This window comes from Micromonospora sp. NPDC000089 (assembly GCF_042899365.1).
GTDB lineage: Bacteria > Actinomycetota > Actinomycetes > Mycobacteriales > Micromonosporaceae > Micromonospora.
Genome location: NZ_JBIAZT010000002.1, coordinates 107692 through 123848, shown reverse-complemented (window position 1 = coordinate 123848; position 16157 = coordinate 107692). Strand labels below are relative to the sequence as shown.

18 protein-coding genes are annotated in these 16157 nt (G+C 72.3%); 15 read left to right on the top strand and 3 right to left on the bottom strand.

What is annotated here, in order from left to right; translation table 11 throughout:
* Positions 1–250 precede the first annotated feature (250 nt).
* The 9 genes from ACFY3U_RS03975 (at position 251) to ACFY3U_RS03935 (ending at position 10627) form a co-directional block, all read left to right on the top strand.
* Positions 251–1321 (top strand): DUF559 domain-containing protein, encoded by a 1071-nt coding sequence (locus tag ACFY3U_RS03975; RefSeq protein ID WP_387194476.1) that lies wholly within the window; start codon positions 251–253, stop codon positions 1319–1321.
* Positions 1311–1982, top strand: a complete 672-nt coding sequence (locus ACFY3U_RS03970) for a hypothetical protein (RefSeq protein ID WP_387194473.1) — start codon at positions 1311–1313, stop codon at positions 1980–1982. The genes ACFY3U_RS03975 and ACFY3U_RS03970 overlap by 11 nt, the downstream gene beginning before the upstream one ends.
* Positions 1982–5272, top strand: coding sequence for an ATP-binding protein (locus ACFY3U_RS03965; RefSeq protein WP_387194470.1), 3291 nt, complete (start codon positions 1982–1984; stop codon positions 5270–5272). Before ACFY3U_RS03970 ends, ACFY3U_RS03965 begins: the two co-directional genes overlap by 1 nt.
* Positions 5273–5279: 7 nt before the next feature.
* Positions 5280–6206 carry a hypothetical protein gene (locus ACFY3U_RS03960; protein ID WP_387194467.1) on the top strand — a complete coding sequence of 309 codons (927 nt, stop codon included), beginning with the start codon at positions 5280–5282 and terminating at the stop codon, positions 6204–6206.
* A gap of 127 nt (positions 6207–6333) precedes the next feature.
* A complete protein-coding gene (locus ACFY3U_RS03955) occupies positions 6334–7575 on the top strand; it encodes a serine hydrolase domain-containing protein (protein WP_387194464.1) in 1242 nt (413 codons plus the stop codon).
* A gap of 15 nt (positions 7576–7590) precedes the next feature.
* Complete coding sequence (locus ACFY3U_RS03950) at positions 7591–8043, top strand: VOC family protein (RefSeq protein WP_387194461.1); 453 nt, start codon at positions 7591–7593, stop codon at positions 8041–8043.
* 54 nt (positions 8044–8097) lie between these two features.
* Entirely contained in the window at positions 8098–8799 is a 702-nt protein-coding gene (locus ACFY3U_RS03945) for a VanZ family protein (RefSeq protein WP_387194459.1), read from the top strand.
* A gap of 9 nt (positions 8800–8808) precedes the next feature.
* On the top strand, positions 8809–9468 hold the full coding sequence (locus ACFY3U_RS03940) for a response regulator transcription factor (RefSeq protein WP_387194457.1): 660 nt from the start codon (positions 8809–8811) through the stop codon (positions 9466–9468).
* Between the two features lie 7 nt (positions 9469–9475).
* Entirely contained in the window at positions 9476–10627 is a 1152-nt protein-coding gene (locus tag ACFY3U_RS03935) for a sensor histidine kinase (RefSeq protein ID WP_387194453.1), read from the top strand.
* A 25-nt stretch (positions 10628–10652) separates the two neighbouring features.
* Here the strand turns inward: ACFY3U_RS03935 and ACFY3U_RS03930 are convergent, their stop codons facing one another.
* Complete coding sequence (locus tag ACFY3U_RS03930; protein ID WP_387194450.1) at positions 10653–11228, bottom strand: TetR/AcrR family transcriptional regulator; 576 nt, start codon at positions 11226–11228, stop codon at positions 10653–10655.
* Positions 11229–11330: 102 nt separating this feature from the next.
* On the opposite strand from ACFY3U_RS03930, the gene ACFY3U_RS03925 reads away from it, so the two are divergent.
* Together ACFY3U_RS03925 and ACFY3U_RS03920 are read left to right on the top strand one after the other, a co-directional pair.
* A complete protein-coding gene (locus tag ACFY3U_RS03925; protein ID WP_387194447.1) occupies positions 11331–11708 on the top strand; it encodes a DUF4267 domain-containing protein in 378 nt (125 codons plus the stop codon).
* 48 nt (positions 11709–11756) lie between these two features.
* Positions 11757–12224 carry an SAM-dependent methyltransferase gene (locus ACFY3U_RS03920; protein ID WP_387194445.1) on the top strand — a complete coding sequence of 156 codons (468 nt, stop codon included), beginning with the start codon at positions 11757–11759 and terminating at the stop codon, positions 12222–12224.
* A gap of 39 nt (positions 12225–12263) precedes the next feature.
* Here the strand turns inward: ACFY3U_RS03920 and ACFY3U_RS03915 are convergent, their stop codons facing one another.
* Positions 12264–12434 (bottom strand): hypothetical protein, encoded by a 171-nt coding sequence (locus ACFY3U_RS03915; RefSeq protein ID WP_387194443.1) that lies wholly within the window; start codon positions 12432–12434, stop codon positions 12264–12266.
* A 633-nt stretch (positions 12435–13067) separates the two neighbouring features.
* On the opposite strand from ACFY3U_RS03915, the gene ACFY3U_RS03910 reads away from it, so the two are divergent.
* The 4 genes from ACFY3U_RS03910 (at position 13068) to ACFY3U_RS03895 (ending at position 15355) form a co-directional block, all read left to right on the top strand.
* On the top strand, positions 13068–13517 hold the full coding sequence (locus tag ACFY3U_RS03910; RefSeq protein WP_387194440.1) for a hypothetical protein: 450 nt from the start codon (positions 13068–13070) through the stop codon (positions 13515–13517).
* Positions 13518–13625: 108 nt separating this feature from the next.
* Positions 13626–14042 (top strand): RidA family protein, encoded by a 417-nt coding sequence (locus ACFY3U_RS03905; RefSeq protein WP_387194438.1) that lies wholly within the window; start codon positions 13626–13628, stop codon positions 14040–14042.
* An 85-nt stretch (positions 14043–14127) separates the two neighbouring features.
* Positions 14128–14742 carry an NADPH-dependent FMN reductase gene (locus ACFY3U_RS03900; RefSeq protein ID WP_387194435.1) on the top strand — a complete coding sequence of 205 codons (615 nt, stop codon included), beginning with the start codon at positions 14128–14130 and terminating at the stop codon, positions 14740–14742.
* 64 nt (positions 14743–14806) lie between these two features.
* Positions 14807–15355 (top strand): AAA family ATPase, encoded by a 549-nt coding sequence (locus ACFY3U_RS03895; RefSeq protein WP_387194432.1) that lies wholly within the window; start codon positions 14807–14809, stop codon positions 15353–15355.
* 17 nt (positions 15356–15372) lie between these two features.
* Here the strand turns inward: ACFY3U_RS03895 and ACFY3U_RS03890 are convergent, their stop codons facing one another.
* The gene (locus tag ACFY3U_RS03890) at positions 15373–16023 is read right to left on the bottom strand and encodes a GNAT family N-acetyltransferase (protein WP_387194430.1); all 651 of its coding nucleotides are present in this window, start codon (positions 16021–16023) and stop codon (positions 15373–15375) included.
* Positions 16024–16157 lie beyond the last annotated feature (134 nt).

Sequence of the window (16157 nt, the reverse complement as noted above, 5' to 3'; positions counted from 1 at the left end):
TGTCGCCCGCTGCGAGCAGGTGCGAACGGTGCGGCGCGGCCGAGTCGCGTACCAGACACAAGTGGGGCCCTGGAGTTACCTGGAGCAACGGCTGGACACCCCGCAGACACGCACCTGCCGACGGTGTCACCTGGTCGAACGGACCAGGTACACCCTTCGCTGACTGCCCGCAACCGGCCCGCCCGCGGGAATCCGGGCCGCTGGCCGGCCCATGGCATCGCGGTCCCCTTGTTCGTAGGGTGTGCGAGTCATGCGCCTCACCCGACAGCTCGCCGTCCTACCGGTCGATCGCGTCCTCCGGCTTGACGGGCCGCCGATCGGGGTGATCGCGGCCGCCGCCACGGCGGACCTCGACGAGGTGGCCGTGGTGGTCCTCGCGCCGGGCCCGCACAGCACCCCGGCCGCGGTGGTGGGAGCGGTGCTGGACGAGCTGGCCCGGGTGGCTGCCGCGTTGCTGCCCGGCTGGCTCCCGGAGGCGACGGACCTGCCCGGCGACCCGTACGGCCTGGCGGCCGTCCGGGCCGCCGCGACCTCTCGGGCCCGCACCTCGCCGCGTCTCGGGCCGTTGTACCGCGAGCTGGCCACCGCCGCGCTCGCCGGACGGGCACCGCGGCTGACCCGGTTCCCGCCGGAGCTGCGCTGTCGCGGGCTCGGCCGGATCGTGGCGAACGGCTTCGACCGCCCGGGTCTGGTGCTGTTGCTGGAGGTGCCCCCCGGCCTGCCGGAAGCCGGTGAGCGGGCCCTGGTCGCGGCGGCGGAGTGGTTGGCGCAGCACGGCCGGATCGGTGTCTGGCTGGCGGGCGCGCCGCTGGAGTGGGTCGACCGGTTGACGCGCGTGCGGCTCGCCACTGCCGAGGAGGGATCGGGCGCCGGGACCGCGGCGCCGGTGGCCCCTGTGGAACACGACGAGGCCTCGGCACAACCGCTTGCCGTCCCGGTGGCCGGCGTGACCGGAAGGCCGCACCCCGCCAGCGCGGCCGAAACATCGTTGGAGGCGGCACTCGCGGGCGAGCCCTGGGCCGCCGGGCGGTGCTGGAACCAGACGTACCAGTCGCACCGGCTCACCGCGCCGGTCCGGCTGGACCTGCTCTGGCCGACCGAACGCTGTGTGGTCGAGGTCGACGGCCCGGAACACTGCCACCCGGTCCGGTTCGAGGCGGACCGGCAGCGGGACGTGCGACTACAACTGGACGGTCACGCCGTCCTGCGTTTCACCAACACTCAGATCAGTTACGACGTCGGTTCGGTGGTGCACCAGATCGGCACCTTCATCCGAGCCCGGCGCCGTGCCATTGCGGAAGGACGATTCCATGCCCGGTGACCACCTCACCCCCTCCGAGAGCGCGATCCTGGTCGTGCTGATGGCCGAGGCGCGCGAGATGTCCAACACCGAACTGAAGGAGCGCTACGGGGTGGACATCCGCAAGCCCGCCCGGGACAAGCTCAACAAGCTCGGTTACCTGGAGAGCAGCCAGAGCGGTCGTACCTGGCTGCACCAGCTCGCCGACGGCGGTTGGGCACACGTCCAGGACGGTCTCGACCTCAGCGCGGCCCGACCCCGGATCATCGGTGGGGCGCTCTCGGCTCTGCTGGTGAACCTGCGGGACCGGGTCGCGCCGCGGGACGACTACGGCTCCTTCGGCGAACTGTTCGCCCGCAGCGAACTCCGCGCCACCGCCGGGTCCGGTGAGCCCCGCGCGGACCGGCGCACCGCCCAGCCGGAAGCGCTGCGGGCCCGGGTGCGGGACGCGTACGCGGCCCTGGCCACCGAGCCCGGCGACTGGATCAGCCTGACTCGGTTGCGGCCCCTCTTCCCCGACGTGGCCGCCGCCGACCTGGACGACGCGTTGCGGGCGCTGGAGCGGGAGCCGGACGTGAACATCGTGCCCGAATCCAATGCCAAGACGCTCACCGATGCGGACGACCGGGCCGCGATCCGCATCGGCGGGCAGGACAAGCACCTGCTGGCGATCGGAGTCTGATGACCGAAGCGGAACGCGACGCGCTGGCGGTCCTGCGGTTCGACTGGGCACCGGTACCCGACGACGTGTGGCGACCCTCCCCCTTCCACGTCGAGGGCCTGCACCGGGCGGTGGCACGGGACGTCCTGGACGGCATGGCAGACGCCCGGTCAAGCGCCGACGCCAGCCCGCTCGGCCTGGTGCTGCAGGGCCAGCGCGGGTCGGGCAAGACCCACCTGCTCGGCTGGGTACGCCAACAGGTGCAGCGGCAGGACGGCTGGTTCTTCCTGGTCAGCCTGCTCGACGCCCACGGCTTCTGGGACAGCGTGCTCGTCTCGATGCTCGACGGGCTGGCCCGGCCGACGAGTGGTGGCGACACCCAGTTGACGCTGTTGCTGCGTCGGCTGGCGTCCACGGTGGGCGCGCCCCGTACGGTGCGACGGGCCGTGTCGGGCGAGACCGAGCTGACCCCGGAGGCGCTCGGCGTGTTCGTCGAGGCGCTCGGCCGGCACGACCGGCACGTGGCGCGCGCCGCTCAGGAGACGGCACGAGCACTGGCGCTGTACGCCGCGGAGGACCCCGCCCTCCGGGACGTAGCCGAGAGCTACCTCGTCGCGGCGGAGGAGGCCGTCCCGGGAGAACGGGCCGGATGGGGCATCCGCCGGGCGGCACGGCCGGCGCAGCAGCTCGTGCGCGACCTGTCCTGGCTGCTCGCCCTCACCGGGCACAGCGTCATCGCGATCGACCAGATCGACACGCTGATCGCGCAGTCGGTCGTCTCCTCCGACCTACAGGTCGGGCCGGGCGACGACCCCGAGCAGACGGCGGTGCACGCCCGGATCGCCGACGGGCTGATGGCGCTGCGGCAGCTGACCCGCCGGACCCTCACCCTCGTGGCCTGCCTGCCGGCCTCCTGGACGATCATCAGGAGCCGCACGGTGGACACGGTCGCCGACCGGTTCCGCCAGCCGCCGCACCTGAAGACCATCGACGACACCGACCTGGGCAGGGCGATCATCGAGAAGCGCTTCCAGGCGCGCTTCGCGGATCTCGGGTTCACCCCGCCGTACCCGTCCTGGCCGGTACGACCGGAAGCCTTCGCGCACGCCGCCGGCATGACCCCGCGGCAGCTGCTGATCGACATCGACACGCACATCCGGGCCTGCCTCGCCGACGGTGAGGTGCGAGAACTGACCCGGCTCGGCGACTCGCCCGCGCCGACCCCGCCACCGGGTCCGGGGCCGGTCGACGGCCGACGGGTGGACCTGGCCCACTTCGACGAGTGGTTCCGCCGGCTCAAGGCCGAGGCACAGGTCACCGGGGTGCTCACCCCGGCCACCGAGGACGGCGCCGTGCCCGCCCTGCTGGCGGCGGGCCTGACCGCCTGGATCCGGGAGCACGGCGAAGCCGGCGCGGCGTTCACCGTGGACCCACCGCCCAGTGCCAACCCGCCGCTGCACGCCCGGCTCCGGCTCACCCTGGACGAGGCGACCGAGAACCAGGTCCACTGGTGCTTCCGGGCGGTCAGCGACCAGCACCACGCCATCGCCGCGTTGAACCGGGTCCGCAAGGCGTGCACGGCGGCCGGCCTCGATCGGCGGGTACCCAAGCGCCGGCTGATCCTGCTGCGCAACGCTCCCTGGTCGGCCGGGGTGAAGACGCGCGAGGCGATCGAGGCGTTCACGGCGGCGGGCGGAACGGTGCTGCGGCTGGACGAGGCGGACCTGCGCTCCCTGGTGGCGCTGCGGACGCTGCTCGCCGAGGCGCCCGGCGACGTCCAGGGGTGGCTGACCGCCCGCCGCCCGACCCGCGACATCTCCGTGCTGCGACAGGCGCTCGACGACGTTCCCGGCTGGCAGGGTGCCGCCGCACCACCACCCGCCCCGGTGGACCCGACCCCGGAACCGACCATCCGGGAGCGCGCCGTCACGGCCCCGTCCACCGGCCACCGGGAGCCGGCTTCGCCGGTGGGCGGGGCAGGAGGCGTACCCGAGCCGGTGGCGACACCGCGGCCGCCGGCCGGCGCGGCGGACGACCGGACCGGCACCCGGCGTGGGTCCGGGCCCGGCGACCCGGCGCTCACCATCGGCCTCGACCACCGCGACGGTACGGCCATCCGGCTGCCGTTGGAGGCGCTGCGCAAGCACACCACCGTGTTCGCCGGTTCCGGCTCGGGCAAGACGGTGCTGATCCGGCGGATCCTGGAGGAGTGTGCCCTGCAGGGCGTCTCCGCGATCGTGCTGGACCCGAACAACGACCTGGCCCGGCTCGGTGACGAGTGGCCGACTCCCCCACCGGCCTGGGGGCCGGGGGACGCGGAGCGGGCCCGGGACTACCTGGCCGGCACGGACGTCGTGGTGTGGACGCCACGCCGGGCCGCCGGCCGCCCGTTGAGCTTCCAGCCGCTGCCGGACTTCCGCGGAGTACGCGACGACCCGGACGAGTTCGGTGAGGCGGTCGACGCCGCCGTCGCGGCCCTGGCACCGCGCGCCCAGCTCACCGGCCGCACCGCCAGGGCGCACCTCGGCCTGGCCGTGCTGCGCAAGGCGGTCGAGCACTACGGCCGGCGGGGCGGCAGCCGGGTGCAAGGGCTGGTCGACACCCTCGCCGCGTTGCCGGACGGGCTGGTGGAGATCGACGGCGCGGAGAAGATCGGTGCCGAGCTGGCCAAGTCGCTGGCCGCGGCGATGGTCAACGATCCGCTGTTCGGCGGGGACGGGACCCCGGTGGACCCCGGCGTGTTGCTCACCCCCGCGCCGGGTCGACGGGCCCGCATCTCGGTGGTCAATCTCGTGGGCCTGCCCGCGGACGAGGCGCGACAGAGCTTCGTCAACCAGCTCCAGCTGGCGCTCTTCTCCTGGATCAAGCGCCACCCGGCGGCGGACCGGCCGCTGCTCGGGCTGCTGGTGATGGACGAGGCGCAGACGTTCGCGCCGTCCGGGGCGATGACGGCGTGCACACACAGCACGCTCGCGTTGGCCGCCCAGGCCCGCAAGTACGGGCTCGGTCTGATCTTCGCCACCCAGTCGCCCAAGGGGTTGCACAACCGGATCCCGGGCAACGCGGCCACCCAGCTCTACGGCCGGCTGAACAGCCCGATCCAGATCGAGGCGGCCCGGGAGATGGCCAAGGCCAAGGGGGGCGACGTGCCGGACATCTCGCGGTTGACCACCGGCGAGTTCTATCTGGCGGCCGAGGGGGCGACGCCGGTGAAGATCCGGACGCCGTTGTCGCTGAGTCACCACCCGTCCGCCCCACTGACCACCGAGGAGGTGCTGTTGCGCGCGGCGGTGCCGCGAGGTGCGGCATGATCGGGCCATGAGCGCGCCCCGGTCGGTCTGGTTCCTCGGTGTCTCGACCGGGGGTTCGCTGATCCACCGGGCGCTGCCGCGCTGGGGCGAACTGCTGGGACGCGAGCTGACCTGCCGCAGCGTCGACCTGCCGCTGACCGCGACCGATGCCGAGTACGCCGAGTTCTGCGACCGACTGCGCGCCGTGCCCGACGCGCTGGGGGCGGTGGTCACCTCGCACAAGGCGGCGCTGTACCGGTCGGCCCGCTCCCGGTTCACCCGGCTGGACCCGGTCGCCGAGCTGACCGGGGAGGTCAACGCCATCCGCCGTACGCCGTCCGGCCTGATCGGCTGGGCCCGCGACCCGGTGTCGGTGGGTCGGGTCGTGGACGCGATCTGGCCTGCGGCGGGGCGGGACGTGGTCTGCCTCGGTGGCGGCGGCACGGCGGTCGCCCTGCTGGCCCACCTCGCCGCCCGGCCGGCCCGACCTGGGTCGGTGACGGTCTGCGAGCCCGACCGGCGGCGCGCGGACGAGCTGCGACACCTCCTGCGGGCACTCGACACCGATGTTCCGGTCACCGTGCGCGAGGACGCCGCGGGGCGGCAGTGGGACGCCGTGGTGGCGCAGGCCGGGCCGGGCGCGCTGGTGGTGAACGCGTCCGGGTTGGGTAAGGACCGGCCCGGGTCACCGGTCGGCGACGGCTGCCTGTTCCCCGAGCGGGCCACCGTATGGGAGCTGAACTACCGCGGCGACCTGCGTTTCCTCGGGCTCGCCCGGGCCCAGGCGGAGGCCCGTGAGCTGGCCGTCCACGACGGGTGGGCGCTGTTCTGCCACGGCTGGGCGGCGGCGCTGACGCCCGTACTGGAGTTGGCGGACGATCCGGCGCTGGGTGACCGGTTCGCGGAGGCCGTCGCCGACCTGGCGCCGTCGTACGACGGGCCCCGACCGCGCTGACGACGGACGTATATCGCGGGCGTATCGAGAAGCGCATACGCCGTCGCAACGGTCGTCCGGCTTGAGTACAGCCATGACGCATCACGCATCTCCATCAGCGCCGGATACGCCGACCGGGGAAGACTCCGTGAGAGGGCACTCCGGAAATGGCATCGATCGACGGCGGGTCATCGGATGGGGCGGACTGGCGGCCGTCACGGCGGTGGCCGGCACCGCCCTGGCAGCCGCCCTACCCGGCCACGCCGCGGCGGCCGAGTCGTCCCCACGGCACCGGCTCCCCCCGGACGCCCTGCCCGGGGGCGGCTACGACAGGTACGTGGCGGGCTTGGCCGCCGAGGGCAGGTTCTCCGGGGTGGTGCTGCTGGCCCACCACGGCCGGACGGTGCTGTCCCGCAGCTACGGCATGGCCGACCGGGAACGCGGGATCCGCAATCAGCCGGGCACCGCGTTCACCCTCAGCTCGGCGGGCAAGCCGTTCTGCGCGACGGCCATCCTGCAGCTGGCCCAGCAGGGCAGGCTGCGGCTGACCGACCCGGTCGGCACGCACCTGACCGGCTTCACCCAGGAGATCGCCGAGCGGGTGACCATCCACCACGTGCTGTCCGGCCTCTCCGGGCTGGACATCCCGGACGAGGACATCCGCCGGATCTTCCGGAGCCGCGAGGAGGTGCACGAGTATCAGGAGCGGTGGGCCCGGCAGGCGAAGCTGGTCGGCACCCCGGGCCTGCCCAACGGCTTCCATGCCGGCGCCGAGACCGTCATCTCCGCGCTGATCGTCGAGGCCGTCAGCGGCCAGACCTACTGGGACTACGTCGAGGAGCACATCTTCCGGCGCTGCGGGATGACCGGCTCGGCGTTCTACACCAGGCCGCGGTGGCTCACCGACCGGCACATCGCGCACCCGTACCTGCGGCTGGCCGACGGCAGCGAGGTGGACGGCGTCCGGCATCTCGATCAGGGCAGCCCGTACCCGCAGGTCCTGGGCCGGAATCCGGGCCGCGCCTTCATCGACGCACTCGGGGACGGCGGCTTCGCCACCGCCGGGGACCTGGTGCGGTTCGTCCGGGCACTGGGCGACGGGACGCTGCTGGACCGGCCCTGGGCCGACGTCCTCACCGCGGCGAAGGTGCCGCTGGGCCCGGCGTCGTTCGGCACGTACGGGCCCTCGGCCGAGATCGTCGGCGGCCAGTGGGCGATCCAGCGCGCCGGCGGCAATCCCGGGGTCGGCGCCAACTGGAGCAGCTACCCGGACACCGGCTGGGTCGGCGTCATCCTCGCCAACCACGACGACGTGCCGCTGGTGGAGATGATCGGCCGGGAGACGCAGGCCGTCACCGGCGCCTCACCCGGTGACGGCGGCGGTGGCTGAGCGGATAGTGGTTACATGACGCTGAGCTGGAAGCTGGTTATCGACAGTACGAACGCACCCGCGCTGGCCGACTTCTGGGCCGAGGCGCTGGGCTACCAGGTGGAGGATCCGGGCCCGCTCATCGCCCACCTGCTGGCCGCCGGCCAGCTCGGCGAGGAGGCGATCGCCGAGCACCGGGGCAACCGGATCTTCCGTGGCTTCGCCGCGATCCGTCACCCGGAGGACCCGTTCGACGAGGTCAGCGGCGTCGGGCGCGGGCGCCGCCTGCTCTTCCAGGACGTGCCCGAGGGCAAGAGCGGAAAGAACCGGCTGCACATCGACGTGCACGGCGAGCCGGGCGGCCTCGACGCGCTGGTGACCCGGTTGGAGGGGCTGGGCGCGCGCCGCGTCCGCGAGCTGGACAAGGGCCCCGCCGGGCACTGGTGGATCATGCAGGACCCGGAGGGCAACGAGTTCTGCGCCGCGTAGGCGTACCGGGAAAGCCATACGCCGGCGATACGGCCCGGCGGCTCTACTGAGGGCATGCACAGCGCACCTCCGACGGCGCCGCCCCGCCGCACCCGCCGGTTCCCCGTCGTCGGCCTGCTGACCCTCGGGCTGGTGGGTGCCGCGTACGTCGTGCGGCGACCGCTCACCATGGCCGCCCCGGCGTGCCTGACCGGGCGGTGGCACGGCTGCTACGACACCGAGAACGGCGTGGTGCTGATGACCCTGGTCGGGCTGCCGGCGGCCGCGCTGGCGGCCTGGGCCCTGACGCTGGCGCGGCGGGCCGCCGACGCCCCACGGGCGTGGCGGTCGTCGCTGGCCGAGGTGGGCATGGCGTACGGCACGGTGCCGTTCGTCTGGATGACCCTGCTGCCCGGGCCGGGGGCCGGTGTCGTGCCCGGCCGGCTGAGCCTGGTCCCGCTGCGCGACCTGGTCACCATGGGGCCGATCGGGATCGGCGGCAACCTGCTGGTCTTCGCGGCGCTGGGGTTCTTCGCGCCGCTGCGGTTCGCGGCGCTGGCGTCCGTGCCGCGCGTCCTGGCCCTCGGGGCCGGCTGCTCGATCCTGGTGGAGACCGCACAGTACGTGTTCCGGCTGGACCGGGTGTCGTCGGTGGACGACGTGCTGGTCAACGCCGTCGGGGCGGCGCTGGCCGCGCTCGCGTCGCGCCGCTGGTGGCGTACGCCCGAGGGCCCCGCCCGACCGCTGCCGGCCGGCGACGCCTGCTCCCGCTCGTAGGCTTCCGGCATGCGCGTACTGATCGTGGAGGACGAGCCGCACCTGGCCGAGGCCGTCCGCGACGGCCTGCGGCTGGAGGCGATCGCCGCCGACATCGCCGCCGACGGCGACACCGCCCTGGAGCTGCTCGGCGTCAACTCCTACGACCTCGCCGTCCTGGACCGGGACATCCCCGGCCCGTCCGGCGACGAGGTGGCCCGGCACATCGTCGCCTCCGGCAGCGGCACGCCGATCCTCCTGCTCACCGCCGCCCACCGGATCGACGACAAGGCCTCCGGGTTCGAGCTGGGTGCCGACGACTACCTCACCAAGCCGTTCGAGCTGCGCGAGCTGGTGCTGCGGCTCCGAGCGCTCGACCGCCGACGAGCGCACCTGCGGCCCCCGGTCCGCGAGCTCGCCGGCCTGCGGCTGGACCCGTTCCGGCGGGAGGTCTTCCGGGACGGCCGCCACGTCGCGCTCACCCGCAAGCAGTTCGCCGTGCTGGAGGTGCTGGTCGCCGCCGAGGGCGGCGTGGTCAGCGCCGAGGAGCTGCTGGAACGGGCCTGGGACGCGCACGCCGACCCGTTCACCAACGCCGTCCGGATCACCGTCTCCGCGCTGCGCAAGCGGCTCGGCGAGCCGTGGCTGATCACCACCGTGCCCGGCGTCGGCTACCGCGTGCAGGGGTGACGCGACCGTGTCCAGCGCCCGGGTCAAGCTCACCCTCAGCTACGCCGGTTTCCTCATGCTCGCCGGGGTGCTGCTGCTGGCGACGGTGTGGGTGTTCCTGCTGCGGTACGTCCCCGACCGGGCGCTCCTCGTCCCCGCCTCCACCGACCTACCGGTCACCGGCGTCTTCCCGGTACGGTCCGAGCTGCTGCGCGCGTTCGCGCCGCGGGCGGCCGCGGTGCTGGCGTTACTGCTGGTGTTCGGCCTGGTCGGTGGGTGGATCCTCGCCGGCCGGATGCTCGCACCGCTGGCCAGGATCACGGCGGCGGCGCGGGTGGCCGGTGACGGGTCGCTGTCGCACCGGATCCGGATGCGGGACCGCCGGGACGAGTTCCGTGAACTGTCCGACGCGTTCGACTCGATGCTGGACCGGCTCGAATCGCACGTCGCCGAGCAGCAGCGGTTCGCCGCGAACGCCTCCCACGAGCTGCGCACCCCGCTGGCCATCTCCCGGACGCTGCTCGACGTCGCCCGCCACGACCCGGGGCGGGACCCCGCCGAGCTCGTCGAACGCCTGCACGCCGCCAACACCAGGGCGATCAACCTGACCGAGGCCCTGCTGCTGCTCAGCCGGGCCGACCACGGCGGCCTCACCCGCGAGCGCGTCGACCTGTCCCTCCTCGCCGAGGAGGCCGCCGAGACGCTGCTCCCCCTCGCCGAGCAGCGCAAGATCACCCTGGACGTCACCGGCGGCCCGGCCCGCACCAGCGGCTCCGCCGAGCTCCTGCTGCGGCTGGTGACGAACCTGGTCCAGAACGCGATCGTGCACAACCTGCCCGCCGACGGCACCGTGTCGGTGCACACCGCGGCGCTCGGCGACACCAGCGTGCTGCGGGTCGAGAACACCGGTCGGCCGCTCCCGGCGGAGGTCGTAACGACCCTCACCGAGCCGTTCCAGCGCGGGACCGAGCGGGTACGCACCGACGAACACGCCGGCGTCGGGCTCGGCCTGGCCATCGTGCGGAGCATCGTGCGTACCCACGGGGGGACCCTCGACCTGGCCGCCCGGGCCGGCGGCGGCCTGCGGGTCACCGTCCGGCTTCCCGGTACGCCGGAGGACAGTCGTCGGGCGGCGGGGGCGGTCCCCTCGACCCGGTTGCCGGGCGGGCGACCCGGGTAGCGGCGGGGCCATGGATGGGCCGGGGTCACCGGGCGGCGGCGAGCTGGGCGACCAGGAGGTCGCCCCGCTCCTGCTGCCCTTCCGGGGGGATGCGTCCGCTGTCCGCCAGGACGATGATGCCGTGCAGCGCGCTCCAGAGGACCTCGGCGGCCAGTTCACGTCGCTCGTCGTCCGGGCGGAAGCAGCTGACGAACTCGTCGAAGCAGGCCCGCAGCGGCGGTCGCGTCTCGGCGCTGGCGAACTTCAGGTCGGTGGGCAGGATGAACATGGCCTGGTACAGCGCGGGCCGCTCGGCGGCGAAGGCCAGGTACGCCCGGCAGACGGCGCGCAGGGCCGCCCCGGGCTCGGCGGCGGCCTGGCGCGCGCCGCGCAGGTGGCCGGCGAGCTCACCGAACCCGTCCAGGGCGACGGCACTGACGATGGCGTCCTTGCCGGTGAAGTGGCTGTAGAGGACCGGCTGGCTGTACTCGACGCGGTCGGCCAGCCGTCGGGTCGTCACCGCCTCCCAGCCCTCGGTCTCGGCGAGCTCGCGGGCGGCCGTGACGATCAGCTGGTGACGCTGGGCCCGCTCACGTTCGCGGCGCTCACTGATGGCGGACATGGCGTCATCATAGCGACGCTAGACGTGCTGTCGCCGCTACGGTACCGTCGCTATTGTCGCTAGCGCCGCTAGATGCGACGCCGTCGTCCCGGGGAGAGATACATGCTCACCACCATCGCGTACGTGCTCGCCGGACTGATCGGCGTGGGCATCACCGTCATCGGCGCGCGCTCCTTCTGGGCACCGCAGGCCGCCGCCGGCTTCGGCATCCCCGGCACGCCGACCGACGACCCCGCCTTCCGGGCCTGGCTGTCCGTCAAGGCCGTGCGCGACATCGCCGCCGGGGCGTTCATCCTCGTCCTGCTGGTCGGAGCGACGCCCCACCTGCTGGGCTGGTTCATGCTCGCCGCCACCGGTATCCCCGCCGGCGACGCGCTGATCGTGCTGCGCAGCAACGGGCCCAGGGCGACCGCGTACGGCGTCCACGGCGCCACCGCCGTGGTGATGCTGGTGATCAGCGCGCTGCTGCTCGCCGCATAGCGCGCACGCATCCACAACGGACGTCTCACACCCCTAAGGTGGCCGACCATGCTCAGCTTCGAGATCACCCCGATCGGTACGGTCCGGAACGACCGGACGGACGTCCAGCACACCGACAACTGGGGTGCCGTCCGCAGCACGATCACCGTCGACGAGCGCTTCGGCGAGGCGTGCCTCCAGGGATTGGAGGGCTTCTCCCACGTGGAGGTGCTCTTCGTCTTCGACCGGTTCCCGGAACCCGACGACCATCGTGAACCCCGCCCCTACCGAGGCCGAGCCGATCTTCCGCCGATGGGCGTGTTCGCCGACCGGGGCCCGCGCAGGCCGAACCGGATCGGGGTGACCTGCTGCGCCATCGAGTCCGTGCAGGGGCGGGAGCTGACGGTGGTGGGGCTCGACGCGGTGTCGGGCACCCCGGTGATCGACCTGAAGCCGGCCATGGTGGAGTTCCTCCCGCGCGACGTCCGGCAGCCGGAATGGGTCAGCCGCCTGATGTCGGAGTACTTCCAGCCGTGACCGCGCCTGCCCGTGTGCCGATCCCGGCTCGGCGGGGACTCATGAGCCGCCCCGGCCGGGAGGGCGTCGGCGAAGCACCACACCGAGTGCGGTGATCGCCGCGAGTGAGATGCTGCTGATCGCCGCGATCGCTGAGGGAGCGACCTGCCCGACCACGTGCACGCTGAGCACCACGATGCCGAACAGGGCGATGATCGACAACGCGGTCACGCCGAGCAGGCCAGCAATCAGGGCGATGTCGCCGGCTGCCGGCCATCGGTTCCGGTCGCTCCGTCGGCTGCTCGGTCCGGCGATGGCCACTGGCCCGGTTCCTCCCGTGATCCGTGCTCGGTCCCTTGTCGGGTGGGCCTCCCGTTGGTCTCTGGATACGAGCCCCGGCACAGATTGAACGATGCCATTGCTGGCACGCAACTCTCGTCTAGGTTCTCTCATGCGGGTGTGCACATGAGGTTGCTTGGCTCCGAAACTGACAGAGCCTCCCGGAAGCCGGCATCGGTTGGCGGCATGGACGGTGGTGGTCAGTGAGCACCGGCGGGTGCCGGCCGGCGCCCGGCACGGCGGCGTGCTGGGCAGGCAGGGGGTCAATGGTCCGTGCCAGAATCGGCCGATGCACAAGATCCCAGGCTATGAGGACGACCCACTGGTCGATGGGGCGCACCTGGCGGACGAGCCACTGTTCTGGGCCAGCCACTTGTTGCAGTGCACCAACGGCGTCGAAGAGCCGCTGTGTGCGGGATTCGGGGTCAGCGAGGCCGACCTGTTGCGGCTCTTCGACCGGTCAGCGATGAGCGCCGGTGGCCGGTGTTGTCGGTCCCGCTCCCGGCCGGCCATCTGCTCCACGTCGTGTACCGCAACCTTCCCGGCGAGGGAGGATACGACTACCTGCTGCACCACCCTGGGTGGACTGAGACGGTCCCCTTGGCGAGGGTTGACGGCCACTTCATGGGTCCCGGTCTGTGCTGGGCGGAGTTGCTCGCCGTCGCGGGTGAGGGCGCGCGCCTCGACCCGCACACCTTCCTTCTGTTGCTGCCGATCATGAGTGACGCGGACCTTCCCTCGAACGCGGCCGATGTCCTCGCCACGATGTTGACCGCCTGCGGCGCCACCGGCGAGATCGAGGAGCTGGCCCAGGTCCTCCTGGAAAAGCAGGGCTGCTGGGGCCCGCGGCACTGGACCCTGACCCCGGCCGGGCGAATCAGCGAGAGCAGGTACGCCCTGCGCAGCCCCGGACAGATGCCGGCAGACGTGTTGGCTCTGGTCACCTCGCTGCTGGGTTCAGGAGGCAGAGCCTGACGCCACGTCGCTTCGGTGGAATCCGTGGGCCCGCGAGCGCGGCGGTGGCCGAGCGCAGCGGTGGAAAATCCGGCGACGCCGATCCGTCGTTTCGGAATGCTACGAACCATGACCATCACCCGCTCCAACCCGGAAGGCGTGCACGCCACGCCGGGGTACCACCACGTCACGGTCGTTCCGTCCGGGCGCACCGCCTACCTTGCTGGCCAGTGCCCCTTGGATGTGGACGGAGTCCTGGTGGGGCCGAACGATGTCGACGCTCAGGTCGACCAGATCGCCAGGAACGCACTGATTGCCCTCCGATCGGTTGGCGCCGGCCCGGAGCATGTCGTCCGCACGGTGATCTACGTGGTCAGCGCCGATCAGACTGTGCTCGGCCAGGTCTGGCAACGCTTGCTGGCCTCGCCACTCGCGGCCGCGTTCACCAGCGCCAGCACTCTGCTCGGCGTGGCGCAGCTGGGCTTCACCGGTCAACTGGTCGAGTTGGACGTGACTGCCGCCCTCCCCGAGGCCCTACCGGGATGACCCGCCAACCCGGACACATCAGCCATCTCGGGCCAAGACCTTCGCCCGGCAACTACAGGGTTACTCCACGACGGGAGGTTGTGAGGTGACCGAGGCCGCTCGGATAACTCTGGTGTCAGGCAGCACCCGTGACGGCTCGACGAATACGGCGTTGCTGCGCACCATGAATGCCTACGCACCCCAGGGCGTGACGGCAGAGCTGTATGGCGGACTCGCCGACCTGCCCGCGTTCATTCCCGGCGGGGACGAGCAGCGGGACCACCCTGCGGTCGCCGCCCTGCGTGAGCAGCTGGCGGAGGCTGACGCGGTCGTCTTCTGCACCCCCGAGTACGCGGGGACGTTGCCGGGCAGCTTCAAGAACCTCTTGGACCTGACGGTCGGCACCGGTGAGTTGAACAGGAAGCCGGTCGCCTGGGTCACCGTGGCGCACCCGGGCCGCGGCGACGGCGCGCAGGCGACGCTCGCCACCGTGCTGCGATATGTCGACGCGGACGTCATCACATCGGCGTGCGTGCGGCTGCCGGTGTCGCGCGACACGGTCGGGCCGGACGGAGTGGTGGTCGACCCCGCCGTCATCGATGGCATCGCCGGGATATTCCGTCAGATCCTCGATCATCTCGACGCTCGCGCGGAATGCGGCTCCACCGAGTCGCTACACCACGTCAGAGGTCAGGTCGCGCGGCCCGCGCCGGATCGGTGATCGTCCCGCCCCCAGGATCGCGTCCATGACGCTGCCCGGAGGCTCACCCGCGTTAAGGTGCCCCGTGATCGTATGGCTCAACGGCACCCACGGCGCGGGCAAGACGACGACCAGCACGCTCGTGCAACAACTGATCCCGAATTCACGGGTACTCGACGCCGAGAAGGTCGGCGAGACACTCATGGACATCACGCCGGGGCTGCCCGAGACCGACAACTTCCAGCACTGGCCGCCGTGGCGGCAGCTGGTCGTCGATACCGCCCGCCGCGTGCTCGACTACACCGGCGGCACCCTGGTGGTGCCCATGACCGTCCTGGTGGAGCAGTATTGGCGCGAAATCAGCGGAGGCCTCGCCCGACACGCCATCCCGGTGAGGCACTTCGTCCTCCACGCCGACCCGGGCACCCTCCGCGGGCGTATCGAGGGAGAACATCCCGTCCCCTCCCCCTTCCGCCTCAGATACCTCGAGCCCTACGCCGAGGCGGCCCGCACGTGGCTGCATGCCGAGGCCGAGGTCGTTGACACCACGCATCTCACGCCCGCCGAGGCGGCCCAGCAGATCGTCCTCCGGCTGCCCGGCGGTAGCTCGCAGAGCCCTACCGGACGGCCGTAGGCATCCCCAGCGGCATGTCACGTGCCGAACGGCGCGGCGAATACACGCCGCCAGGAAGGCCTGCGGCGTGGACGCAACTGTTTGCAGGCGATCGCCGCGCCCTGATCGGTGCTCTCCCACCAGATTGCCTGGATCACCCGCCCGTTGGGGAGCGTGTGGTTCGGCGACCCGTCGATCATGGTGAAGCCCGACCGGGTCAGCCAATTTCGGCTGGCGTGGTTGGTCGCCTCGCAACCCGCGGTCAGCCGCGAAATGCCGAAGTGGCGATGCGCGATGACACGCACCGTCTGGAGCATCTCGGAGCCCAGCCCCTGTCCACGATGGTTACGCCCCATGACGCCGCCGATGTCGGCCCGGTCGGCTGAGCGGTCGATGGTAACAGCGCCGACCATGACATTGGTGAGGCGATGGACTCCGGCGAAGAGCAGATACGGCGCGTCGGGTGGAATCATCGGCTGTGGGGTCCAGATCGACCCGGCGAGCATGCTGGTGCGGGTGGACGGAAGGTCTTCCGGCCGCCATCCCAACCACTGTTGTGCCTGCGGTTCGGACGATAGTTGCTGGTACCGCAGCATGTCGGTGACGCGGTTCGTGACGATCCGCAGCCGGGACGTTTCCACGACGTGGAGACCATCCCGCCGGCACGAGACGGCGGCTTGGATATCCACGCCGCCCAAAGTAGCGGACAGGTGTGCGACCCACCCCCATCAGATCGGGCCGTACGTGTCGCCGAATGACGCCGCACAGTCCGCTCATCTCAGCTGTGAGGCCCACCTGCGCCGTAACTCGACGGCCTGGTCCC